Origin of the sequence: Streptomyces durmitorensis, assembly GCF_023498005.1 — a bacterium.
GTDB lineage: Bacteria > Actinomycetota > Actinomycetes > Streptomycetales > Streptomycetaceae > Streptomyces > Streptomyces durmitorensis.
Window position 1 is genome coordinate 5,838,462 of record NZ_CP097289.1, and the last position, 22,260, is coordinate 5,860,721.

A 22,260-nucleotide genomic window follows, 5' to 3' on the forward strand; every position below is an offset into this window, starting at 1 on the left:
ATCACCGGCATCATGGCCTCGGGCAAGTCCACGGTGGCGCAGGCCCTCGCCGAGCGGCTGCCGCGCGCGGCGCACGTGCGGGGTGACGTCTTCCGCCGGATGATCGTGTCGGGCGGCCAGGAGTACGAGCCCGGGGCCTCGGACGAGGCTGCGGCCCAACTCCGCCTGCGGTACGGCCTGTCGGCGTCCACGGCCGACGCGTACGCCGCTGCGGGCTTCGTCGCGGTGGTCCAGGACGTCATCCTGGGCGAGGAGTTGAAGACGTACGTGGATCTGCTGCGTACGCGACCCGTGCACGTCGTCGTGCTCGCCCCGAGGCCGGACGCGGTCGCTGCCCGGGAGGCCGGGCGGGGCAAGACCGGCTACGGGGCGTGGACCGTGGAGGACCTGGACACGGGGCTGAGGTCCACGACCCCGAGGATCGGGCTCTGGCTGGACAGCTCCGACCTGACGGTCGAGGAGACGGTGGACGCGATTCTCGCGGGGCTCGACGAGGCGCGGGTCTAAGGGCCCCCACACCAAAGGGCGGCCCGAACGGGACCGCCCTTCGACTGCTTGAGGCCGTGGCGGGAATCGAACCCGCGTTACTGGCTTTGCAGGCCAGCCCCTAAGCCACTCGGGCACACGGCCGAGCTGAACTCGACTCCTTGAACCTAGCCGTGGCCGGGGGTGCGCTCAAGGGATCTCCGGCTGCCGCAATGGGACTGCCATACGGCGTTCATGTTTCATGGCGCCGGGCTCTCAGGCGCCGAGGTGAGGGCCGAGCTGTCGGCCAGGAAGTTCACGGTCATGCGGCGGGCGTCTGGTCCTCACCGGTCGGCTTGTGCAGGTCCTCGTAGGAGTCGCAGCCGTGCTTCTCGTTCAGGGCGTCGAGGTCGATCGCGCCGGAGGCGACGAGCCGGGCCAGTTCACGACGGGCCTGCGCGCGCACGGAGCGCTGCCTGACGTCGGCGAGCGCCTGGTTCACGGTGTCCTTCTTGGTCGCCGTGCCCAGGATCTTCTGGGCCTCGGCGAGCGCTTCGTCGTCGATGTCGATGAGCATCTGCGTCATGACCACTCCCTCGCGTATATAGGCCGGTCGGCCTGTTCATGATTCACGGCGCGGGGATCAGCCGGACGACCGTGACGGTCAGGATCGAACCCGAGACGTAGTATCGAACGTCTCGGTCCTCGCCATCTTCGCCAAGGTGTCATCGGCGGGCGGCGCGTAGGAGATGCGGTAGGTCACGCGGCGCTGTTCCTCTCCGCTTCCTCGCGGGCGAGGCGGTCCATGATCGCGTCGGCAGCCGGGTCCGGCACCGCCTCGAACATCCAGTGCCGCATCACTGCGTGGATCTCGTGCACACCGGCCGAGTTGATCTCCTGGTCGAATTCCTCGCGCCTGCGTTCCGGCAAGGCCTCGCGAATAGCGGGAATGCTGTTGGGCACCTCGACCTCTACCCCGTCGACCACGGTTCTGAGCGGCTCGGCCATGATGCGCTCCCTTCTGGCTCTGCAGTCACGGTAGCGATTCTTCATCGTGCTCTGTCGCCTCTTCTCTCTTCGGCCTACGCCGCCGCCGTAGCGGAGTGCGCGATGCAGTCGCGGCAGCGGCCCGGTCTCGGAGCGCGGAAGGCGCGGTCGCAGTGGTCGCAGTTCTGGAGGGGGTCCGGGCGTGGTGGGGCCGTCGGGGAGGCCGGGAGCGGCGGTGGCAGGAACTCCGTGAGGCGGTGGGCCAGCAGGGCTGCCGGGTGGTGGATCGGGGTCGCGGGGAGCCCCGCCGTGAGCGTGCGGCGCACTGCCTCTGGGGTGATGCCCCGGTCCAGCCATGCCGTGGCTGCCGGTGCGAGGCGGCGTACGTCGCGTTCGGCGAGCAGGAGGCGGGGGTCGTGGCGCCGGAGGTCCGTGAGGAGGGTGGTCGCTGCGGTGTCGTGCGCCTCGGGGAGGGGGAGGGGAGCTTCAGGGGGTGCTGGTGCGGGCCTCGGCGGCGGCTGTGCGCTCACCGCCATCGCGGGCGGGTTGTTGTACGACACCGTTCGCGTGATCACCTGGCCCGACGGCAGACGCTCCCGAGTGCGGGTGAGGTAGCCGTGGGCCTCCAGCTCGCGCAGGGCCCCGGCGATGCGGACCTCCCCTTCGGGGAAGCGCTCCGCGAGGCGTTTGATGCTGACCTTTGCGCCTGCGGGCAGGGACTGGATGTGGGCGGCAAGACCGATCGCCGTGAGGCTCAGCTCGCGATGCTGGGTGAGGTGATTGCCGACCACGGTGAAGCGATCCGGGTGGCGGCGGTTGTCGTGCCCGATCCCGGAGGACGGAACGGGGGACGCTGCGCACGGGGGCGCGTTAAGCTGCTGATCAGCCATCGGGAAGGTTGCTTCTTCCTTGGTGTCAGGCCCTCGCATTGGGATGCCAGTCCCGGCGAGGGCCGTCTCATGTCTGGAGTTGTCGAGGCCGAGCTTGCACGGCGAACTGGCATATGCGCCAGTTGCGTTGGGGGAGATCACCCGTGTGAGTGACGGCGGCGGGGTTTGGGGCGGGTGGGGGAGGTTCTCTCCCTCGTTTCTTACGTACTTGATGTCGCGCCCCACCGATCGCGGGTCCGCCGGGACGCGGAATCCTCGATGCGGTCACATGGGGACGGGGGCATCGATTTCCGCCCAGACGGTTTTGCAAGGGGGCGGCCCCGGCTCCGTGCCCCAGCGGTCGGACAGGGCGGCGACCAGGAGCAGGCCTCGGCCCGACTCGGCGTAGACCGGCGGGGGTTGGGCTACTCCCGGCGGGCGGCGGTCCGCCCTCGCGTCCGTCACCTCGATACGGAGCGTGGCCGCCTCGGTGAGCTTGAGCGCCAGGCGGAAGCTTCTGCCGGGTACGTGGCCGTGCAGTGCGGCGTTGCTCGCCAGCTCGGCGACGATCTGCTCCGCCATCTCGAACGGCAGTCCCCAGGCGCGGAGTTGCTCGCGTGCGAGGAGCCGCGCCAGGCGGGCGCCTCTGCGGGTGGCGGACAGCAGGATCGTGAACTGGTGTACGGGGATCGGGGTGCGGGTGGTTTCTTGGTTCACGTCACTCAGCGTGGCCGTGCGTGCGTACCGTGAACAGTGACGCGGGCTGTGCGTACCGCGTTTGTCCCGCGCTTGTCCTGGCTTGTCCCGGCTGTCCCGGGTGACGTCCGGGTGCGAGTGCGCGTTGGGCTTAGACGGTACGTCGGAGGTGGCGCGGTGGACGTGGAACGTGGCGGCGAGGGGCGTAATGGCGGGGCGGACGAGCCCGGTTGGGACGTCGACCCGGAGGACGAGATCAGTGCGGTGGTCGAGGTGGTCGGGCACCAGCTCAAGTTGCGGAGGGAAGCGGCGGGCCTCCGGGTGGCCGAGTTCGGGGAGGCCATCGGGTACGGGGAGGACCTGATCCGGAAGATCGAGCGCGGGGTGCGGATTCCTCGCCCCGAGTATCTGGACAAGGTGGACGAGGTCCTTGACGCGGGTGGGCTTGTCTCCGCGATGAAGAAGGAGATGCGGGAGGCTCGGTATCCGAAGAAGGTGCGGGAGCTGGCGAAGTTGGAGGAGCGGGCGGTTGAGTTGGGGTTGTACAGCAACCACAACATCCACGGCCTGTTGCAGACGCACGAGTTCGCGTGGGCGCTATTGGGGACGCGTCGTCCCGCGTACTCGGACGAAGAACTGGAGCGGTTGGTGGCCGCGCGAATGGCCCGCCAGTCGATCTTCGAGCGTTCGCCCGCACCCGAGTTCAGCTTCGTGCAGGAAGAGGTAACGCTGCGGAGGCCCATCGGAGGGACAATGGTGCTGCGCCGACAGCTCGAACGTCTGCTGGAGGTAGGGGAGTTGAGGAACGTCGAGATCCAGGTGATGCCGACGGCCTGTGGCGGCCACGCCGGGACAGGCGGTCGGATTCAGGTGCTGAAATTCGCGGATGGTACGGCGATGGGGCGTACTGACGACGAGTTCGCCGGCCGCCCGGTCTCTGATCCGAGGCGGCTCCGTATCCTTGAGCTGCGGTATGGCATCATCCGGGCCCAGGCTCTTACGCCAGAGGAGTCCCTGGCCTTCATTGAGCACCTGCTGGGAGAGACATGATCCGCAAGGCCTCTGCTGGGGACACTTCCGAGCTGAACTGGTTCAAAAGTAGTTACAGCAGCAGCAGTGACCCCAACGACTGCGTCGAGGTCGCGTTGGAGTGGCACAAGAGCAGCTACAGCGACAGTAGTAACGGCGAGGACTGCGTAGAGGTGGCCCCCACCCCCGCCACCATCCACATCCGCGACTCCAAGAACACCCTCGGCCCCCAGCTGGCCGTCACCCCCGCAGCATGGGGCGACTTCGTGACGTACGCCTCCGAAAGCTGAGCTGACCGCAGGCATCCGGAGACGTACGACCAAGGGACCAGAGGCCCCCCGACCCCGGACAGGGGTCAAAGCCCGCCACGCCCCTTACGCTGGCCAGCATGACCGCCCTGGAACCACGTGACGCCGAAGTCACAGCCGCCCCGATAGTCCCGCCGTCCGAGCTCCAGGGCGGAATCCTGCGCGCCCCCTATCGCGCGCTCAGTCTCGGCATCGTCTCCGTGGTCCTGCTCATCGCCTTCGAGGCGACCGCCGTAGGGACCGCGATGCCGGTGGCCGCCCGTGAACTGGACGGCATCTCCCTCTACGCCTTCGGCTTCTCCGCGTACTTCACCACCAGCCTCTTCGGCATGGTGCTCGCCGGGCAGTGGGCCGACCGGCGCGGGCCCCTGGGTCCCCTCGCCACCGGCATCGGCGGCTTCGCTGCGGGCCTGGTCCTGTCCGGGACCGCCCAGGCCATGTGGATGTTCATCCTGGGCCGCGCCGTGCAGGGGCTCGGCGGCGGGCTCGTCATCGTCGCGCTGTACGTGGTCGTCAGCCGCGCCTACCCGGAGCATCTGCGCCCGTCCATCCTCGCGGCGTTCGCGGCCAGCTGGGTCGTGCCGTCCGTGGTGGGGCCGCTGGTCTCCGGGACCGTCACCGAGCACCTGGGCTGGCGCTGGGTCTTCCTCGGAATTCCGGTGCTCGTCGCGGCGCCGCTCGCGCTCGCCCTGCCGCAGATCCGGCGCAGGGCCGCCGGTCCTGTCGACTCCGATGTGCCCGCCGGTCCCTTCGACCGCCGCCGCATCCGCCTCGCGCTCGGTATCTCGCTGGGGGCCGGGCTCCTCCAGTACGCGGGTCAGGAGCTGCGCTGGCTCTCGTTGCTGCCCGCCGTGCTCGGCGCGGCCGTGCTCGTGCCGGCCGTCCTCGGTCTGCTGCCGCGCGGCACGTACCGGGCCGCCCACGGCCTGCCCTCCGTGGTGCTGCTTCGCGGCATCGCCGCCGGATCGTTCATCGCCGCCGAGTCCTTCGTGCCGCTGATGCTCGTCACCCAGCGCGGGCTCTCGCCGACCATGGCGGGGCTCTCGCTCGCCGTGGGCGGTGCGACCTGGGCGTTCGGATCGTTCGTACAGTCGCGGCCGGCCATGGAGCCGCACCGGACGCGGCTCATGGTCGTCGGGATGCTCCTGGTCGCCGCCGCCATCGCCACCGCGCCCACGGTCCTGATCGAGGCCGTCCCGGTGTGGATCGTCGCGGTGGCCTGGGCCTTCGGCTGCCTCGGCATGGGCACGGTCATCGGGTCCACCAGCGTCCTGCTGCTTCGGCTCTCGCCGCCGAAGGACGCGGGGGCCAACTCCGCCGCCCTCCAGATCTCGGACGGCCTGTCCAACGCCCTGCTCCTGGCCGCAGGAGGCGCCGCCTTCGCCGCCCTTGGCGGCGGCATGGTGGGCGCCGGCCATGGCGCGGGCGAGGCGGGCGGCTCGCATCCGGGCGCCTTCGTCGCCGTGTTCCTGCCGATGGCGGCGGTCGCGCTGGTGGGGGCCTGGGTGTCGACGCGGCTGAAGGAACGCGCGGCCTGAGCAAACGCAACGCGCGGCCCGAGCAAGCCGTGTGACACCCGTCGCACCCGCCCCTGACCCCGCATTGTCATCAGCCCCGCGTCAACACATCACCGGTAGGGTGGCCCGGTTGTCGTACGTACCCGAGCTGCCAAAAACCGGAGACCGTGACTACCACCGCCGCCAACTCCGCCTCCTCCCACCACCTCTCTCCCGCCTTCCCCGGCCGCGCCCCCTGGGGCACCGCCAACAAGCTGCGTGCCTGGCAGCAGGGCGCGATGGAGCGGTACCTCCAGGAGCAGCCACGTGACTTCCTCGCCGTCGCGACACCCGGCGCCGGCAAGACGACGTTCGCGCTGACGCTCGCCTCCTGGCTGCTGCACCACCATGTCGTGCAGCAGGTGACGGTGGTCGCGCCGACCGAGCACCTGAAGAAGCAGTGGGCGGAGGCCGCGGCCCGCATAGGGATCAAGCTGGACCCGGAGTACAGCGCGGGGCCGCTCAGCAAGGAGTACCAGGGCGTCGCCATCACGTACGCGGGTGTCGGCGTGCGGCCCATGCTGCACCGCAACCGCGTCGAGCAGCGCAAGACCCTGGTGATCCTCGACGAGATCCACCACGCCGGTGACTCGAAGTCGTGGGGCGAGGCCTGCCTCGAAGCCTTCGAGCCCGCGACGCGGCGGCTCGCGCTCACCGGTACGCCCTTCCGGTCCGACACCAACCCGATCCCCTTCGTCGCGTACGAAGAGGGGAACGACGGCATCCGGCGGTCGGCCGCCGACTACACGTACGGCTACGGGAGCGCGCTCGGCGACGGCGTCGTCCGTCCCGTCATCTTCCTCTCCTACTCCGGCAACATGCGGTGGCGGACCAAGGCCGGTGACGAGATCGCGGCCAGGCTCGGCGAGCCGATGACCAAGGACGCCATCTCGCAGGCCTGGCGTACCGCGCTCGACGCGCGCGGCGAGTGGATGCCGAATGTGCTGAAAGCCGCTGATCAGCGGCTTACCGAGGTGCGGAAGGCCATCCCGGACGCCGGTGGCCTCGTCATCGCGTCCGACCAGGACTCCGCCCGCTCCTACGCCAAGCTGATCCGCGAGCTCACCGGGGAGAAGGCCACGGTCGTCCTCTCCGACGACACAGGTGCCTCGAAGCGGATCGACGACTTCACCGCGAGCAACGACCGGTGGATGGTCGCGGTCCGCATGGTGTCCGAGGGCGTCGACGTGCCGCGCCTCGCGGTGGGCGTGTACGCGACCACCATTTCCACCCCCCTCTTCTTCGCGCAGGCCGTCGGCCGTTTCGTGCGTTCCCGGCGGCGTGGCGAGACCGCGTCCGTCTTCCTGCCCACCGTCCCCGACCTCCTCGGCCACGCCAACGAGATGGAGGTCGAGCGCGACCACGTGCTCGACAAGCCGAAGAAGGAGGGGGAGGAGGACCCCTACGCCGAGTCCGAGAAGGAGATGGACGAGGCGAACAAGGAGGAGGACGAGGACACCGGCGAGCAGGAGCAGTTCTCCTTCGAGGCCCTGGAGTCCGACGCCGTCTTCGACCGGGTGCTCTTCGACGGCGCCGAGTTCGGCATGCAGGCCCACCCGGGGAGCGAGGAGGAGCAGGACTATCTCGGCATCCCCGGTCTCCTCGAACCCGACCAGGTGCAGATGCTGCTCCAGAAGCGGCAGGCCCGGCAGATCGCGCACAGCAAGAAGCGGCCCGACGAGGAGGCGGACCTTCTCGAACTCCCCGCCGAGCGGCGGCCCGTGGTCTCCCACAAGGAGATGCTCGAACTGCGCAAGCAGCTCAACACGATGGTCGGCGCGTACTCCCACCAGAGCGGGAAGCCGCACGGCGTGATCCACACCGAGCTGCGGCGCACGTGCGGCGGTCCGCCGAGCGCGGAGGCCACCGCCGGGCAGCTGCGGCAGCGGATCGCGAAGGTCGGGGAGTGGGCCACCCGCATGAAGTAGGGCGGGTGATCCCCGGGGGGTCCCTGGGTGGTCCCCTCCGAGCGGGTTCTCTCCGGGCGGGAGAGGAGGGGCGCGTTCCAAGTACGGATGCCGTGTGCGGGAGTCGTGCACACCCCTGCCGACGTGCCCCGCGTATGGGGCATTGCGCCCCTAACAACCGGTCTCGTGACCGGATTCTGGACGGAGTCTTCCGCTGAGCGGGACGGCCTCGCTACTGTCCCCGCAACGTACACGCCCCGTGGCAGCGCCGCCGCGGAGCGCAGCCGGAGTTCCGACCGGCGGCCTCTGACGCGCGTCGCCCACGGGACCGGCGACGCAACCGCCGCGTCAAGGGGCCGTCGACCCTCACCTAAGGAGTGGGCGTCGTGACCGCGGAGACTTCCCAGACGCTCGACCGAGGACTGCGTGTCCTCAAGCTGTTGGCCGACACCGACCACGGGCTCACCGTGACCGAGCTCTCGAACAAGCTCGGTGTGAACCGCACCGTGGTGTACCGCCTCCTCGCCACCCTTGAGCAGCATGCCCTGGTCCGCCGTGACCTGGGCGGCCGGGCCAGGGTCGGCCTCGGGGTGCTGCGCCTGGGCCGCCAGGTGCATCCGCTGGTGCGCGAGGCCGCGCTGCCCGCTCTCCGCTCCCTCGCCGAGGACATAGGCGCGACGGCGCACCTGACGCTGGTCGACGGCAGCGAGGCACTCGCCGTCGCCGTCGTCGAGCCGACCTGGACGGATTACCACGTGGCCTACCGCACCGGCTTCCGGCACCCCCTGGACCGGGGCGCCGCGGGCCGCGCGATCCTCGCCGCCCGGCAGGGGCTCGCCACCGACCCCGGCTACGCGCTGACGCACGGCGAGCTGGAGGCCGGCGCGAGCGGGGCCGCGGCGCCGCTGGTCGGCGTGACCGGGATCGAGGGGAGCGTGGGCGTCGTCATGCTGTCGGACTCGGTGCCGGAGCGGGTGGGGCCGAGGGTGGTGGACGCGGCCCGCGAGGTCGCCGATGCGTTGAGGTAAGGCCTGAGCTCTTATCCGGTCACGTTAGATTGATCCCGTGTTCTCCCTCTCTCGCCTCACGCGCCCCAAGGCCCTCGCCGTCTGTGCCGCCCCCGTGGTCGCCCTGCTCGCCGTCACGGCCCTTGCGCCGCTGCCGTTCGCCGTGGCCCAGCCGGGGTCGACGGCGAACGTACTCGGCGAGAGCGAGGGCAAGCGGGTCATCACGATCAGCGGTGCGCCCACCCGCGAGACGAGCGGGCAGCTGCGGATGACGACGATCGTGGCCACGGGGCCCGACATGGACGTGAGCCTGAGCGACGTGGTGGACGGCTGGTTCCGCACGGACCGCTCCGTGATGCCCAAGGACTCGGTGTACCCCACCGGCGACAACGTGAAGGAAGTCGAGAAGCACAACCTCGGCGACATGAAGAAGTCGCAGGACACGGCCACGCAGTCCGCCCTCGCCTACCTCGACGACAACGGCGTGGACGGTACGGACAAGGTGAAGGTCAAGGTCGACCTCGGCAAGATCGGCGGCCCCAGCGCGGGCCTCTTCCTCTCGCTCGGCATCGTCGACCTCCTCGACGGCAACGGCAGCGGAGGGGACCTGACGGGCGGCCGGAACATCGCGGGCACCGGCACGATCACCGCCGACGGCAAGGTCGGCCCGGTCGGCGGCGTCTCGATGAAGACGCAGGCCGCCAAGCGCGACGGCGCGAGCGTCTTCCTGGTCCCGGAGGCCGAGTGCTCGGACGCTCAGGCGGAGCTGCCGAAGGGCCTGCGACTGATCCCGGTCACGACACTGAAGGGCACGGTTGACGCGCTGCGTTCCCTGGAGCGGGGCGGGAAGGTTCCGAGCTGCTGACCAGGCGGAGGCCGAACTCCACCATGGTCCAGCCGAGTTGAGTACGCAACTGGGGGCGGCGTTGCCGTAAGGGCGCCGCTCGCCGGAGTTCGGCGGCGCGGGCGTGGTGCAGCAGCAGGTGTACGTCGGAGTGCATGGCTGAGGCCTCTCACTCGGTGGAGTGCGTCGGGAAGGCGTGGGTGTGCAGGCGCACCCTGGCGGAGTCGGGAGTGTCCTGGTCCACCGCCAACGGGCGGTAGCTCTCGATGAGTTCGTCGATCTTGCCGACCAGCTCGGCGGTGAGCGCGGGCGTCAGGCGCAGGGTGTAGTCGCTGATGTCGGAGCTCTCCGTCCACTCCTTGGACCAGTCGTGCTGCGTGCCGATCCAGGTGGAGAGCTCCGAGGCGTGGAAGGCCGCCACCTCGTGGAGGTAGACGGCGATCGCGCCGCGCAGCGTCGGGTCCGGGTCGGCCATGAGCGACTCGTCGAGGCGCGTGCCCTGGTGCGTCGACCGCCACCAGCGCTCGCGTCCCTTGCCCCGCTCCGGCGCGTCCTCGACGAAGCCGTGCGCGGCGAGCTGGCGCAGGTGGTAACTCGTCGCGCCGCTGGACTCGCCCAGGCGGTCCGCCAGTTGGGAGGCGGTGGCCGGGCCTTCCTTCCGCAGTGAGGTGAGCAGCTGGATGCGCAGGGGATGGGCCAGGCCCCGCAGGGAGTGAGGGGTGAGGGTGTGGATCTTGCGGATCTCGGGGTCTGTCGTGCCGTCCGTCATGCCTCAACGGTAGATATGCAAAGACTCCGTTGCAACCCTTTCTTTGCAACGGAGTCTTTGCATATTCGGAACTCGCTACTCCGGCACTTCCTCCCGCGCGAAGGCCTCCCGCAGCGCGTCGGCGATCACGACGCTGACGGCGACGCCTCTGCGCGCAGCCCGCAACTCGGCTTCCTGGAGCAGGTCTTCAGGGAGATCGACCGTGATTCTCATGCGGCCCACCGTAGGTCCGGCGCGCCCTGCCAGGGCAGGGTGAATTCGAGCGTCACTCCTTGACGAACCCCTCCTGCACCAGCCAGTCCAGCGCCACCTCATGCGGATCCTGACCCTCCACGTCCACCTTGGAGTTCAGCTCCTGGGCCACCGTGTTGTTCAGCTTCTTCGTGATGGGGTCCAGGACCTCCGCCATCTCCGGGTACTCGTCCAACGCCTTGCTGTTGATCGACGGCGCGGCGTTGTAGTTGGGGAAGAAGCGCTTGTCGTCCTCCATCACCGACAGGTTCATCGCCTTGATGCGGCCGTCGGTGGTGAAGACCTCGCCGAACGTGCACGACCCCTTGGAGACCTGGGTGTAGATGATCCCGGTGTCCATCTTGGTGATGTTGGAGTTGGGGATCTGCATCCCGTACTCCTTCTTCATGCCCGGCAGGCCGTCCTCGCGCGAGGAGAACTCGCTCTCCACGCACAGCGTGACCGCCTTCGGGTCCTTCTTCGACAGGGCCGCCACGTCCGAGAGGGTCTTCGGCTTGTACTTGGCCTCGTTCTTCTGGTTGATGGCAAGCGCGTAGGTGTTGTTGAGCTCGGCGGGCGGCAGCCAGGTGACGCCGTTCTTCTTGTCCGCGTCCTTCACCGCCTGCCACTGCTTCTGCGGGTCGTCGATGGGATCGGAGTTGCCGAGATACGTGATCCAGGCGGTGCCCGTGTACTCGTACATGGCGTCCGCGTCGCCGCCCTTGACGGCCTCGCGGGCGCCGATCGAGCCCTGGATGCCCGTCCGGTCAAGGACGTCCGCGCCGGCCGCCTCGAAGGCGATGCCCATGATCGCGCCGAGGATCAGCTGTTCGGTGAACTCCTTGGACGTGACCGTGAGGTCGGCGCCCTTCAGGGGGAGCCCCTTGCCGATCGTGCCCGGCTTGACGTCGTCCACCATCGGGCTGCCGCTGGTGAGCCCGCAGCTCACCAGCAGGGCCCCGCCCACGACACCGACGGCCGCCGTACGCAACGTCATCCTCATGATCCGGCCTCCAACCCGCGCGGACGAAGGACCAGTTCGGCAAGTGATGCCAGCCAGTCCACGAGCAGCGCGAGCGCGATCGTCAGGATCGAGCCGAGCATGAGCACCGGCATGCGCTGGTTGGTGATCCCGGTGGTGATGAGGTCGCCGAGCCCGCCGCCACCGCCGAACGTGGCGAGCGTCGCCGTGCCGACGTTCAGGACGAGCGCGGTGCGCACGCCCGCGAGGATCAGCGGTACGGCCAGCGGGAGTTCGACCTTGCCGAGGACTCCCCACGTCGACATGCCGATGCCTCTCGCCGCCTCCAGGAGCGTCGGGTCGTTGGCGTTCAGGCCCGCGATCGTGTTGGAGAGGACCGGCAGGACGGCGTAGATGATGATGCCGATCAGGGCCGCCTTCTCGCCGATGCCGATCCAGATCACCAGGAGGGCGAGGAGGCCGATCGCCGGTGTCGCCTGGCCGATGTTGGCCAGGGCCATCGCCACCGGCGCGCCCTTGCGGAGCTTCTTGCGGGTCAGCAGGATGCCCAGCGGGATCGCGATGATCAGCACGAAGAAGGTGGAGATCGCCGTCAGCTGGATGTGCTGGCGGAGCCTGAGCCAGACATTGCCGTCCGCCAGGGCGTTCTTCGAGATCGCGTCCAGGTCGGCCTGCTCGAACCACCACCAGGTCAGCAGCAGGATGAGCGCCAGGAACGCGGGCAGGATGGTCAGCTTCTGCCAGCCGATCCGCCGCGCCCGGCCCGTGGCCACCGTGTCCGCCGCAGAGGGCGGGGACTCCGGCTCGGCCTCGCCCGTGTCACGGAAGTGATGGCCCTTGACGTCGTGCTCGCCGTCGGGCCTGGGGTCGGGCCCGTCGTCGGGCGACGGCTTGTGGTCGGGGATCCGGGGGTTGCTCCCGGGGATGCCGCTCACGCCTTCGCCGCCCCTCCGTCGCCCTCCTGCTCGTGGTGGGTCAACAGGGCGCGCTGTTCCTGCAGTTCGTGCTGGTGCTCCACGGCGTCGAGCCGGTCGGCCTCCAGCATCTCGTGCACGGAGTTCATCAGCGTCTCCATGTCCACGACGCCGGTGAACTCGCCGCGCCGCCCGGTGACCGCGACCCGCCCCGCGTTGTCCGTGAGGACCGCTTCGAGCGCGTCGCGCAGGGTGGCGTCGCGGGTGACCGTGTCGTGCACGAGGGTGCCCGCACGGGCCAGCGAACCCTTGGCGCGCATCAGGTCGCCGCGCCGCAGCCACTTGTAGGGGCGGCGGCGTTTGTCGAGGAGCAGGAGTTCGTTCGTACCGCTGGAGCGCAGCTTGTCGAAGATGTCCTGGAGCGGGTCGTCGACGGTCACCGTCGCGAAGTCGGCGATCTCCACGTCGCGTACGCGGGTGAGGTTGAGCCGCTTCAGGGCCGCGCCCGCACCCACGAAACCGGAGACGAAGTCGTCGGCCGGGTTGGTGAGGATGGCCTCCGGGGTGTCGAACTGCGCGATGTGCGAGCGCTCCCGCAGGACCGCGATGCGGTCGCCCAGCTTGATGGCCTCGTCGAAGTCGTGCGTGACGAAGACGATCGTCTTGTGCAGCTCGTGCTGGAGCCGGATCAGCTCGTCCTGGAGGTGGTCGCGGGTGATCGGGTCGACCGCGCCGAACGGCTCGTCCATCAGGAGGACGGGCGGGTCGGCCGCCAACGCCCGTGCCACACCCACGCGTTGCTGCTGACCGCCGGAGAGCTGGCGCGGATAGCGGCCGTGGAACTCGGCCGGGTCCAGCCCGACGAGGTCGAGCATCTCCTCGACCCGGTTCTTGATCTTCGACTTCCCCCAGCCGATCATCTTCGGCACGAGGGCGATGTTCTGCGCGACCGTCATGTGCGGGAAGAGCCCGGACGACTGGATCGCGTAGCCGATCTTGCGGCGCAGCTTCACCGGGTCCATGTCGGTGACGTCCTCGCCGCCGATGCGGATGCGGCCGCTGGTCGGCTCGATGAGCCGGTTGATCATCTTCAGCGTGGTCGACTTACCGCAGCCCGACGGGCCGACGAGGATCACGATCTCGCCCGCCTTGATCTCCATGTTCACGGCGTCCACCGCGGGGTCGTTGCTGCCCGCGTACCGCTTGGTGAGGTTCTCCAGCTCGATCGTCGCGCCCGTGGTGGCGTTCGGGGCCGCCGCGCCCTCGGCCGTCGCCCCGTCGGTGGAAGTCGCGGTGGTCTCAGACACGGATACCCCTCGAAATGGTCAGGCGGCCGATCAGGACGTACGCGGCGTCGAAGAGCAGCGCCAGGATGATGATCCCGAGCGTGCCCGCGAGCACCTGGTTGAGCGCGTTCTTGCTGCCGAGCGAGCCGATGCCGCGGAAGATCTCGTTGCCGAGGCCGGGGCCCGACGCGTACGCGGCGATGGCCGCGATGCCCATCAGCATCTGCGTGGAGACGCGGATGCCGGTCAGGATCGGCGGCCAGGCGATCGGCAGCTCCACCTTGAGGAGCCGGGCGGCGCGCGACATCCCGATGCCCTTCGCCGCGTCGACCAGCGAGGGATCCACGCCGCGCAGGCCGACGATGGCGTTGCGCACGATGGGGAGCAGGCCGTAGAGGGTCAGCGCGATGACCGTCGGTGCGACGCCGAGTCCGACGACGGGGATCAGCAGACCGATCATGGCGAGCGACGGGATGGTCAGGAGGGTGGAGGTCGCGGTCGTGGCCAGATTGCCCGCCCACTCGCTGCGGTACGTGATGACGCCGATCAGTACTCCGATGACGGTCGCCACGACCATGCACTGGAAGACTGCGCTGGCGTGCTGGTAGGCATCCGTCAGCAACTGCTGGTGGCGGTTGCCGAGGTAGTCCCAGAAGTTCACTGAACTGCTCACCTCGCCCGGGCGCGGTTCAGACGGCGCCGGGAGTCTCCCGGCGCCCGCGTGCTGCGTACGTCGTGGGGCCGTACTGGGCTGTGCCTGTTCGTCTGTTCGCTTTCCTACCTACCCGCATCAGGTGTCTTCTGACGCCTGTTCGACCAGCGGGATGATCCGCAGCGGAACAGGGTTCTCCATGACGATCGCCGTGGAGGCCCGGACGATGCCATCAAAACCCACCACACGGTCGATCACACGTTGGAGATCGGCGTTCGAACGGGCCACGAGACGGCACAGCATGTCGCCGTGGCCGGTGATGGTGTGCAGTTCGAGCACCTCGGCGACGGTGGCCAAATGCGCCCGTACGTCGGCGCCCTGGCCCTGTTTGATCTCCAGCGTGGCGAAGGCGGTGACGGGGTAGCCGAGGGCCGCGGGGTCGACCTCCGGGCCGAAGCCGCGGATGACTCCGTTCGACTGAAGGCGGTCCATCCGGGCCTGTACGGTCCCGCGCGCGACGCCCAGGCGCCGTGAGGCCTCCAGGACGCCGATGCGGGGCTCGCGGGCGAGCAGCACGATGAGCCTGCCGTCCAGATGATCGATCGTCATGGCGTGCTCTTCTCTGCTCCTGGGGTGGTCATCATGTACAGATAGCCCGCCCATCCTGACCTTCCGCTGGGCAGATTGCCCACTGAATACGCAAACTATTGCGCACCTTGCGATACGGCGGGAGCCTGCGGACATGGCAGCTACCGCGAACACCCAGCACACGTCGGCTACCTCTGGCACCCCCCACACCGCGCGCGAGGCCGATCCCTTCCCGGTCAAGGGAATGGACGCGGTCGTCTTCGCCGTGGGCAACGCCAAGCAGGCGGCGCACTACTACTCCACGGCCTTCGGCATGAAACTCGTGGCGTACTCGGGCCCGGAGACGGGCAGCCGCGAGACCGCTTCCTACGTCCTCACGAACGGCGGGGCGCGCTTCGTCCTCACCTCCGTCATCAAGGCCTCCACGGACTGGGGCCACTTCATCGAGGGCCACGTCGCCGAGCACGGCGACGGAGTCGTCGACCTCGCCATCGAGGTGCCGGACGCGCGCGCCGCGTACGCGTACGCCGTCGAGCACGGCGCCCGCGGCCTCACCGAGCCGTACGAGGTCAAGGACGAGAACGGCACGGTCGTGCTCGCCGCCATCGCGACGTACGGCAAGACCCGCCACACGCTCGTCGACCGCAGCGGCTACGACGGCCCCTACCTGCCCGGCTTCAAGGCCGCGTCGCCGATCGTCGAGCCGCCGGCCAAGCGGACCTTCCAGGCGATCGACCACTGCGTCGGCAACGTCGAGCTCGGCAAGATGAACGAGTGGGTCGCCTTCTACAACAAGGTCATGGGCTTCACGAACATGAAGGAGTTCGTGGGCGACGACATCGCGACGGAGTACAGCGCCCTGATGTCGAAGGTGGTGGCCGACGGGACGTTGAAGGTGAAGTTCCCCATCAACGAGCCCGCCATCGCCAAGAAGAAGTCCCAGATCGACGAGTACCTCGAGTTCTACGGCGGCGCGGGCGTCCAGCACATCGCGCTCGCCACGAACGACATCGTGGAGTCCGTACGCACCATGCGCGCGGCCGGGGTCCAGTTCCTCGACACCCCGGACTCGTACTACGACACGCTCGGCGAGTGGGCGGGCGAGACGCGCGTCCCCGTCGACACCCTGCGCGAGCTGAAGATCCTCGTGGACCGCGACGAGGACGGCTACCTCCTGCAGATCTTCACCAAGCCGGTCCAGGACCGCCCGACGGTCTTCTTCGAGATGATCGAGCGGCACGGCTCGATGGGCTTCGGCAAGGGCAACTTCAAGGCTCTGTTCGAGGCGATCGAGCGGGAGCAGGAGAAGCGCGGCAATCTCTAAGGGGGCAGTCTCCAGGGCGGCGGCCCGGAGGGTTGCTGGCTAGAGTGCGGGCATGGCCAGGATCAACGACGTCGGCGGGATGACGGGCTTCGGGCCCATCGACACCACCGACGACACGGAGCCCTTCCATGCGGACTGGGAGGCGCGGGTGTTCGCGCTCAACAGTGCGCTGGTGCGCGAAGGCGTCTACAACCTGGACGAGTTCAGGGACGCGGTCGAGACGATGCCGCCGGCACAGTACCTGGCGGCTTCGTACTACGAGCGGTGGTTCCACGCGATCCGGGTGCTGCTGGTGCGCAAGGGCGTGGTGACGGCGGCCGAGCTGGAGGCTCGGCTGGGCGGTGGCGGTGGCGGCGACGGTGGCGGTGGCGGTGGCGGTGAGTCGGATGGCTGACCGTTTCGCCGCGGGCGCCCGCGTCCGCACCGTCCACCACGACCCGACCCACCACACCCGCCTGCCGCGGTACGCCCGGGGCAAGCGGGGCGTGGTGATCGAGCCCGAGGGCAGGCATCCGCTGGCGGACGTCAGCGCGCAGGGGCGCGGGGACGCGCCGGTGGAGCAGGTGTACGCCGTGCGGTTCGCCGCGCGGGAGCTGTGGGGCGAGGGGGAGCACGGGGTGGTGCTCGACCTGTGGGAGAGCCACTTGGAACCGGAGGGCGACTGATGTCCGGTACGCACGCGGATGCGCTGATCTCCCGCCAAGTGCGGGGCTTGGAGGCCCTGTTGGAGGAACGGGGGGTCGTCGCCGGTGCCGCCCTGGACGAGGCCCTCGACGCGTTCCTCGCGGGGTCGTCGCCGCTGAACGGGGCGCGGGTGGTGGCTCGCGCGTGGACGGACCCGGAGTTCAAGGAGCGGCTCCTCGCGGACGGTACGTCGGCGGTGGCGGAGCTGGGTTACGCGGCGGGCGGGGTCCAGCCGCAGCGCCTGCGGGTGGTGGAGAACACCGCCCACACCCACAACGTCATCGTCTGCACCCTCTGCTCCTGCTACCCGGTGCGGCTGCTCGGTCCTTCCCCCAGCTGGTACAAGAGCGAGGCGTACCGCTCGCGGGTGGTGCGGGAACCGCGGGCGGTGCTCGCGGAGTTCGGCTTCGCGGTGCCCCTGGACACGGAGATCACGGTCTGGGACTCCAGCGCGGAGACCCGCTACATGGTCCTGCCCCGCCGCCCCTCGGGCACGGAATCGCTCCCGGAGCGGGCGCTGACGGACCTGATCACCCGGAACGCCCTGATCGGCACGGCCCCGCAGTAACTGGCCGGGGGCCTTGACCGCCCCCCCGGCTCGCCACCGCTTCGCGCGGGGCGGGCCGGTCTTCTGCGGCTGGTATGCGGCACCCCTGTCCCGCCGCTCCGCGCCGGATGCTCCCCACCCACCCACCCGTTCACCCCGAGGCGCGGGCTGGTGGGGCAGCCCTCTGCTCTCCCGCTTCGCGCCGGATGCTCCCCACCCACCCGCCCGATTACCCCGCGGTGCGGGGGCGAGCCGGCGGGTCTGTTGGTGGTGGTCTGCGGGTGGCGGGTGGCACCCCTGTCCCGCCGCTTCGCGGGGACCCTCCCCGCCCACCCACCCGATCACCCCGCGCCGGAACCCTCCCGCTCGCCCACACACCCCGATTGCGCCGCGCCAGAGATCTCCCGCCCACCCACCCGATTACCCCGCGGTGCGGGGGCGAGCCGGCGGGTCTGTTGGTGGTGGTCTGCGGGTGGCGGGTGGCACCCCTGTCCCGCCGCTTCGCGGGGACCCTCCCCGCCCACCCACCCGATCACCCCGCGCCGGAACCCTCCCGCTCACCCACACACCCCGATTGCGCCGCGCCAGAGATCTCCCGCCCACGCATCCCGATTGCCTCGTGCCAGAGACTTCCCTCCCACCCACCCGATGTCCTGCGGGGTAACGGGTGGGTGGGTGGGAGACATCCGGCGCGGAGCGCCGGTGCAGGGTGTGAGTGGTCCGCAGGCGAAGTGGGGTCACCGGGGTGCTGGTTGTAGTGCGGCTGGTGGCGGGACGTCGGTGCGCGCTTCGTGGCGGATGCGTACTGCCCGCCCCCCCGGATGTCTTGCGGGGTTACGGGTGGGTGGGAGGGAGACATCCGGCGCGGAGCGGCGGGGCAGGGTGTGCGTGGTCCGCAGGCGAAGGGGACAGCTGGGCGTGGGGAAGCACCTGCCGGTTGGCGTCAGCCCGAGCGGGGCCGCAGGCGTAGTTCCGCCGGGGGCCGTAGGCCGGGGTCAGCCCTGCTGGGGCGGCTTTGTCGGGCTGGGGCGGGGGGAGGCCGGGGGCGCCGCCTGGGGTGGTGGGGCCGGGGCGTACATCTGGGCCGGACCGCCCTCCGGGGGATCGCCCAGGGCCTCCAGGGCTTCCCGGGCCGCCGGGGCCAGCAGCGGGGAGAAGGAGGGGTTCAGGCGCAGCGCCTCACCGATGTGCCGGCGCGCCGCCCCGTAACGGCCCAGCTCCCGCTCGATCTCACCCCGGTGATAGGCGAACACCGCACTCCGCGGCCCCTTGTCCGTCGCCCGCGTCGCGTACTTCAGGCCCTCCTCACTCTCACCGGCCCGATGCAAGGCCCAGCCCAGCGCATCCGCCACCTCCGGACTGCCGTGGCGCTTGAACTCCCCGCGCAGGCGCTCCACCGCCGCGTCCGCGTCCCCGTGGTCCGCCTCGAAGAGGCCGAGGATCCGCTCGTCGTTGACGCCGTTGACCCCCTCCTGCTTCACCCGGGCCCGCAGCACGTCGTACTGCGCCCGTGCGGCAGGCTCCAACTTCAGCGACTCGTACAACTCGCCGAGCGCCAGGGCGTACTCCGGAGCAGGCTGCCTCACCAGCGCGTTCTGATAGGCCCGCAGCGCCTCCGACGTACGGCCAAGGGCCGCGAGCGCGCGACCCTTCCCCGCGAGGGAAGGGTGGTGGTCGGGGTCCGAGCGCAGTGCCGCCTCGTAGTAGCGCAAAGCCTCCGCCGGCTCGCCCCGCTCCCACGCAAGCTCGCCCACCCGGTACAGGCACACCGCCTTCTCCGCGGACCCCTCCGCCAGCGCCGCCGCGTCCATCAGCTTCGAAGCCGCGTCCTCGCGCCAGCCGCGGTCGCGGTAGACCTGCCCGGACCGGGCCATCACGGCGGGAGCGCCCGAGTTCAGCTCCTGGAGCGTCTCCAGGGCCCTCCCCACCCCCTTGGCGTCGCCCAGACCGCTGTACGCGTCGATCAGGGCGGGATACGTCGACCACCGCTTCGGAGACAGTTTCACCGCGCTCTCGGCCCACTTCTTCGCCCCGCGGAAATCGTGCCGCGCGTTCGCGAGCACCGCCATGCCCGTCAGGGCGTCCGCGTTCCCCTCCGGCCGCGCCTTCAGGGACGTGCGCAGGGCCTCCTCCGCCTTGGGGTAGTACGCGGAGTCCGCGGTCCGCAGGCCACGCTCGACGTAGGCGGCCCCGAGCACCGCCCACGACTGGTCGTCCCCGGGATGCTTGCGCACGTGTGCCTCCCGCTCCCCGATCAGGACGGTGAGGTCCGGCAGCGCCGCGGGAGCCCCGGCCCCCGCCGCCGCCATCGCCCGTCCGGCGGGACCGAGTGCGGGCGGCGCCGCCTTGCCGCCCGAGCCGGGCCGCAGCACCAGGACCCCGCCGAGCACCACGCACCCGGCGACCGAGGCGATCAGCACCCGGCGCACGACGGGGGAGCGGCGCGAGCCCCGCGGCGACTCGCTCCACACGGCGGGCGCGGGTGGCGGACGCTGTTCCTTCTGGGGCACGGACTCGGACCCGGTCTCGATCTCCATGACGCTCACTGTGCGTCAATATGAAGAGCACATCCCGGTATGCGGACCGGCGTCGCACACGGGTTCACACCGATGGCCCCGGGTGCGAGGCTGTGATCATGAGCCGCACACTCATCGAACTCCTCCGCGAAGGCCACGAGGGCCGCGAGGGCCTCCCTGCCGACGCCATCCTCACGGACCCCGACATCACGGCCTCGTACGCGAACGACATGGCGAGCTTCTGCGACGCGGGCACCCCGGCCGTCGTCGTCCTGCCGCGCACCGTCGAACAGGTCCAGCACGTCATGCGCACGGCGACCGAGCTACGGATCCCGGTGGTCCCGCAGGGTGCCCGCACGGGCCTCTCGGGCGGCGCGAACGCCAGCGAGGGCTGCATCGTGCTGTCCCTGGTCAAGATGGACCGCATCCTGGAGATCAACCCCGTCGACCGGATCGCGGTCGTCGAACCCGGCGTCGTCAACGCCACGCTCTCCCGCGCCGTGAACGAACACGGTCTCTACTACCCGCCGGACCCGTCGAGTTGGGAGACCTGCACCATCGGCGGCAACATCGGCACCGCATCGGGCGGCCTGTGCTGCGTGAAGTACGGGGTGACGGCGGAGTACGTCCTCGGACTCGACGTCGTCCTCGCCGACGGGCGCCTCATGAGCACCGGACGGCGCACGGCCAAGGGCGTCGCGGGCTACGACCTCACGCGCCTCTTCGTCGGCTCCGAGGGCAGTCTCGGCATCGTGGTCCGCGCGACCCTCGCCCTCAAGCCGCAGCCGCCCCAACAGCTGGTCCTGGCCGCCGAGTTCGGCTCGGCCAAGGACGCCTGCGACGCCGTATGCAAGATCATGGAAGGGGGGCACGTCCCCTCACTCCTGGAACTGATGGACCGTACGACCATCAGGGCCGTCAACGCACTGGCCCACATGGGCCTGCCCGAGACCACCGAAGCGCTGCTCCTCGCCGCCTTCGACACCGCGGACCCCGCCGCGGACCTCGCGGCCGTCGGCGCGCTCTGCGAGGCCGCGGGCGCCACCCAGGTGGTCCCGGCCGAGGACGCGGCGGAGTCCGAACTGCTGCTCCAGGCACGGCGGTTGTCGCTCACCGCGCTGGAAGCCGTCAAGGGCACGACGATGATCGACGACGTGTGCGTGCCGCGCTCGAAGCTCGCCGACATGCTCGAAGGCGTCGACCGTATCGCCGATAAATACAGCCTCACCATCGGCGTCTGCGCGCACGCGGGCGACGGCAACACCCACCCCACCGTCTGCTTCGACGCGGCCGACCTCGACGAGGGCCGCCGTGCCCGCGAGTCCTTCGACGAGATCATGGCCCTCGGCCTCGAACTCGGCGGCACGATCACCGGCGAGCACGGCGTGGGCGTCCTCAAGAAGGAGTGGCTGGCGCGCGAGATCGGCCCGGTGGGCGTGGAGATGCAGCGCGCCATCAAGGCCGCCTTCGACCCGCTCTCCCTCCTCAATCCCGGCAAGCTGTTCTGACACCGGCTCACGTGCGGCTCCGCTCTCGCCCCCGTGGCGGCGGAGCTCACTCACCGTCCTTGGACTCGTCGGAGGGCCAGGGGTCGCGCAGCCAGAGCTCGTCGACGCGGCCCGTGGTGGGCGTGAGCAGCTCGGCGAGGCCGTCGTCGATGCCGAGCCGCTCAGCCTCAGAGCCCGGAGGGACCACCCGCAGCGTGCGCTCCAGCCAGGCGGAGACGGCGGGCGCGGGCGCCTCGAGCAGGGCGTCACCGTCGGGTGAACTCAGCGCCATCAGGACGACGCTGCGGCCTTCGACCTTGGTCGGCCAGACCCGGACGTCGCCGTGGCCGCAGGGCCTGAACACCCCCTCGACCAGAAGTTCGCGGGCGAACGTCCAGTTCACGGGGTGTTCGGTGCCGATGTGGAAGGCGATGTGGACGGCGTAGGGGTCGTCGGTGCGGTAGGTGAGGCGGGCCGGGACGGGGATGGCGCGTTCCGGCGAGAGGACGAGTTTGAGCTCAAGCTCGCGTTCCACCACGGTGTGCATGTCGGTGCGTTCCTTCCTTGTTCGGAGCCCTGGAGCGGGCCCGTGCAAGGAGAGAGCGCGGTGGG

General features: G+C 70.1%; 25 protein-coding genes and 1 tRNA gene. 12 read left to right on the forward strand and 14 right to left on the reverse strand.

Features of this window, described 5'->3' with window-relative positions; genetic code table 11:
* Window positions 1–12: 12 nt before the first annotated feature.
* Window positions 13–507, forward strand: a complete 495-nt coding sequence (locus M4V62_RS26095) for an AAA family ATPase (RefSeq protein WP_249592998.1) — start codon at window positions 13–15, stop codon at window positions 505–507.
* 51 nt (window positions 508–558) lie between these two features.
* Here the strand turns inward: M4V62_RS26095 and M4V62_RS26100 are convergent.
* The 5 genes from M4V62_RS26100 to M4V62_RS26120 all read right to left on the reverse strand — a co-directional run bounded on the left by M4V62_RS26100 (window position 559) and on the right by M4V62_RS26120 (window position 3,038).
* A tRNA-Cys gene (locus tag M4V62_RS26100) sits at window positions 559–630 on the reverse strand.
* A 157-nt stretch (window positions 631–787) separates the two neighbouring features.
* The gene (locus M4V62_RS26105; RefSeq protein ID WP_249589647.1) at window positions 788–1,051 is read right to left on the reverse strand and encodes a type II toxin-antitoxin system VapB family antitoxin; all 264 of its coding nucleotides are present in this window, start codon (window positions 1,049–1,051) and stop codon (window positions 788–790) included.
* A gap of 173 nt (window positions 1,052–1,224) precedes the next feature.
* Window positions 1,225–1,473, reverse strand: coding sequence for a hypothetical protein (locus M4V62_RS26110; protein ID WP_249589648.1), 249 nt, complete (start codon window positions 1,471–1,473; stop codon window positions 1,225–1,227).
* A gap of 74 nt (window positions 1,474–1,547) precedes the next feature.
* On the reverse strand, window positions 1,548–2,342 hold the full coding sequence (locus M4V62_RS26115) for a helix-turn-helix domain-containing protein (protein WP_249589649.1): 795 nt from the start codon (window positions 2,340–2,342) through the stop codon (window positions 1,548–1,550).
* Between the two features lie 264 nt (window positions 2,343–2,606).
* On the reverse strand, window positions 2,607–3,038 hold the full coding sequence (locus M4V62_RS26120; protein WP_249589650.1) for an ATP-binding protein: 432 nt from the start codon (window positions 3,036–3,038) through the stop codon (window positions 2,607–2,609).
* Between the two features lie 156 nt (window positions 3,039–3,194).
* Here M4V62_RS26120 and M4V62_RS26125 point away from each other — a divergent pair, with 156 nt between their 5' ends.
* The 6 genes from M4V62_RS26125 (at window position 3,195) to M4V62_RS26150 (ending at window position 9,689) form a co-directional block, all read left to right on the forward strand.
* The gene (locus M4V62_RS26125; protein ID WP_249589651.1) at window positions 3,195–4,067 is read left to right on the forward strand and encodes a helix-turn-helix domain-containing protein; all 873 of its coding nucleotides are present in this window, start codon (window positions 3,195–3,197) and stop codon (window positions 4,065–4,067) included.
* Window positions 4,064–4,336 (forward strand): DUF397 domain-containing protein, encoded by a 273-nt coding sequence (locus M4V62_RS26130; RefSeq protein WP_249589652.1) that lies wholly within the window; start codon window positions 4,064–4,066, stop codon window positions 4,334–4,336. Before M4V62_RS26125 ends, M4V62_RS26130 begins: the two co-directional genes overlap by 4 nt.
* Before the next feature lie 98 nt (window positions 4,337–4,434).
* Window positions 4,435–5,892, forward strand: coding sequence for an MFS transporter (locus tag M4V62_RS26135; RefSeq protein ID WP_249589653.1), 1,458 nt, complete (start codon window positions 4,435–4,437; stop codon window positions 5,890–5,892).
* A 146-nt stretch (window positions 5,893–6,038) separates the two neighbouring features.
* Window positions 6,039–7,838 (forward strand): DEAD/DEAH box helicase, encoded by a 1,800-nt coding sequence (locus tag M4V62_RS26140; RefSeq protein WP_249589654.1) that lies wholly within the window; start codon window positions 6,039–6,041, stop codon window positions 7,836–7,838.
* A 365-nt stretch (window positions 7,839–8,203) separates the two neighbouring features.
* On the forward strand, window positions 8,204–8,845 hold the full coding sequence (locus M4V62_RS26145; RefSeq protein ID WP_249589655.1) for an IclR family transcriptional regulator: 642 nt from the start codon (window positions 8,204–8,206) through the stop codon (window positions 8,843–8,845).
* 37 nt (window positions 8,846–8,882) lie between these two features.
* Window positions 8,883–9,689, forward strand: a complete 807-nt coding sequence (locus M4V62_RS26150; RefSeq protein WP_249589656.1) for a S16 family serine protease — start codon at window positions 8,883–8,885, stop codon at window positions 9,687–9,689.
* Between the two features lie 148 nt (window positions 9,690–9,837).
* On the opposite strand, the gene M4V62_RS26160 is transcribed toward M4V62_RS26150, so the two are convergent.
* From M4V62_RS26160 to M4V62_RS26190, 7 genes are all read right to left on the reverse strand, one after another.
* A complete protein-coding gene (locus M4V62_RS26160; protein ID WP_249589658.1) occupies window positions 9,838–10,437 on the reverse strand; it encodes an ArsR/SmtB family transcription factor in 600 nt (199 codons plus the stop codon).
* 75 nt (window positions 10,438–10,512) lie between these two features.
* The gene (locus M4V62_RS26165) at window positions 10,513–10,650 is read right to left on the reverse strand and encodes a hypothetical protein (protein ID WP_249589659.1); all 138 of its coding nucleotides are present in this window, start codon (window positions 10,648–10,650) and stop codon (window positions 10,513–10,515) included.
* Between the two features lie 52 nt (window positions 10,651–10,702).
* Window positions 10,703–11,671 carry a glycine betaine ABC transporter substrate-binding protein gene (locus tag M4V62_RS26170; protein WP_425575211.1) on the reverse strand — a complete coding sequence of 323 codons (969 nt, stop codon included), beginning with the start codon at window positions 11,669–11,671 and terminating at the stop codon, window positions 10,703–10,705.
* Window positions 11,668–12,576, reverse strand: a complete 909-nt coding sequence (locus tag M4V62_RS26175; RefSeq protein WP_425575213.1) for an ABC transporter permease — start codon at window positions 12,574–12,576, stop codon at window positions 11,668–11,670. The genes M4V62_RS26170 and M4V62_RS26175 overlap by 4 nt, the downstream gene beginning before the upstream one ends.
* Window positions 12,577–12,581: 5 nt before the next feature.
* Entirely contained in the window at window positions 12,582–13,790 is a 1,209-nt protein-coding gene (locus tag M4V62_RS26180) for a betaine/proline/choline family ABC transporter ATP-binding protein (RefSeq protein ID WP_249593001.1), read from the reverse strand.
* 73 nt (window positions 13,791–13,863) lie between these two features.
* Window positions 13,864–14,511, reverse strand: a complete 648-nt coding sequence (locus M4V62_RS26185; protein WP_249589660.1) for an ABC transporter permease — start codon at window positions 14,509–14,511, stop codon at window positions 13,864–13,866.
* Between the two features lie 129 nt (window positions 14,512–14,640).
* Complete coding sequence (locus M4V62_RS26190) at window positions 14,641–15,111, reverse strand: Lrp/AsnC family transcriptional regulator (protein ID WP_160505290.1); 471 nt, start codon at window positions 15,109–15,111, stop codon at window positions 14,641–14,643.
* Between the two features lie 133 nt (window positions 15,112–15,244).
* Here M4V62_RS26190 and hppD point away from each other — a divergent pair, with 133 nt between their 5' ends.
* Genes hppD through nthA form a run of 4 tightly spaced genes read left to right on the forward strand, consistent with a single transcriptional unit; the run spans window position 15,245 to window position 17,666 of the window.
* Window positions 15,245–16,414: a 4-hydroxyphenylpyruvate dioxygenase gene (hppD, locus tag M4V62_RS26195; protein WP_249589661.1), complete on the forward strand. Its 1,170-nt coding sequence runs from the start codon at window positions 15,245–15,247 to the stop codon at window positions 16,412–16,414.
* 52 nt (window positions 16,415–16,466) lie between these two features.
* The gene (locus tag M4V62_RS43610; protein WP_283779110.1) at window positions 16,467–16,808 is read left to right on the forward strand and encodes an SH3-like domain-containing protein; all 342 of its coding nucleotides are present in this window, start codon (window positions 16,467–16,469) and stop codon (window positions 16,806–16,808) included.
* Window positions 16,801–17,079 carry an SH3-like domain-containing protein gene (locus M4V62_RS43615; protein WP_283779111.1) on the forward strand — a complete coding sequence of 93 codons (279 nt, stop codon included), beginning with the start codon at window positions 16,801–16,803 and terminating at the stop codon, window positions 17,077–17,079. Before M4V62_RS43610 ends, M4V62_RS43615 begins: the two co-directional genes overlap by 8 nt.
* Window positions 17,079–17,666: a nitrile hydratase subunit alpha gene (gene nthA, locus M4V62_RS26205; protein ID WP_249589662.1), complete on the forward strand. Its 588-nt coding sequence runs from the start codon at window positions 17,079–17,081 to the stop codon at window positions 17,664–17,666. The genes M4V62_RS43615 and nthA overlap by 1 nt, the downstream gene beginning before the upstream one ends.
* A gap of 974 nt (window positions 17,667–18,640) precedes the next feature.
* Here the strand turns inward: nthA and M4V62_RS26210 are convergent.
* The gene (locus M4V62_RS26210; RefSeq protein ID WP_249589663.1) at window positions 18,641–20,182 is read right to left on the reverse strand and encodes a tetratricopeptide repeat protein; all 1,542 of its coding nucleotides are present in this window, start codon (window positions 20,180–20,182) and stop codon (window positions 18,641–18,643) included.
* 98 nt (window positions 20,183–20,280) lie between these two features.
* Between M4V62_RS26210 and M4V62_RS26215 the strand changes: the two genes are divergently transcribed.
* Complete coding sequence (locus tag M4V62_RS26215; RefSeq protein ID WP_249589664.1) at window positions 20,281–21,669, forward strand: FAD-binding oxidoreductase; 1,389 nt, start codon at window positions 20,281–20,283, stop codon at window positions 21,667–21,669.
* A gap of 46 nt (window positions 21,670–21,715) precedes the next feature.
* On the opposite strand, the gene M4V62_RS26220 is transcribed toward M4V62_RS26215, so the two are convergent.
* On the reverse strand, window positions 21,716–22,195 hold the full coding sequence (locus M4V62_RS26220) for an SsgA family sporulation/cell division regulator (protein ID WP_249589665.1): 480 nt from the start codon (window positions 22,193–22,195) through the stop codon (window positions 21,716–21,718).
* Between the last annotated feature and the right edge of the window lie 65 nt (window positions 22,196–22,260).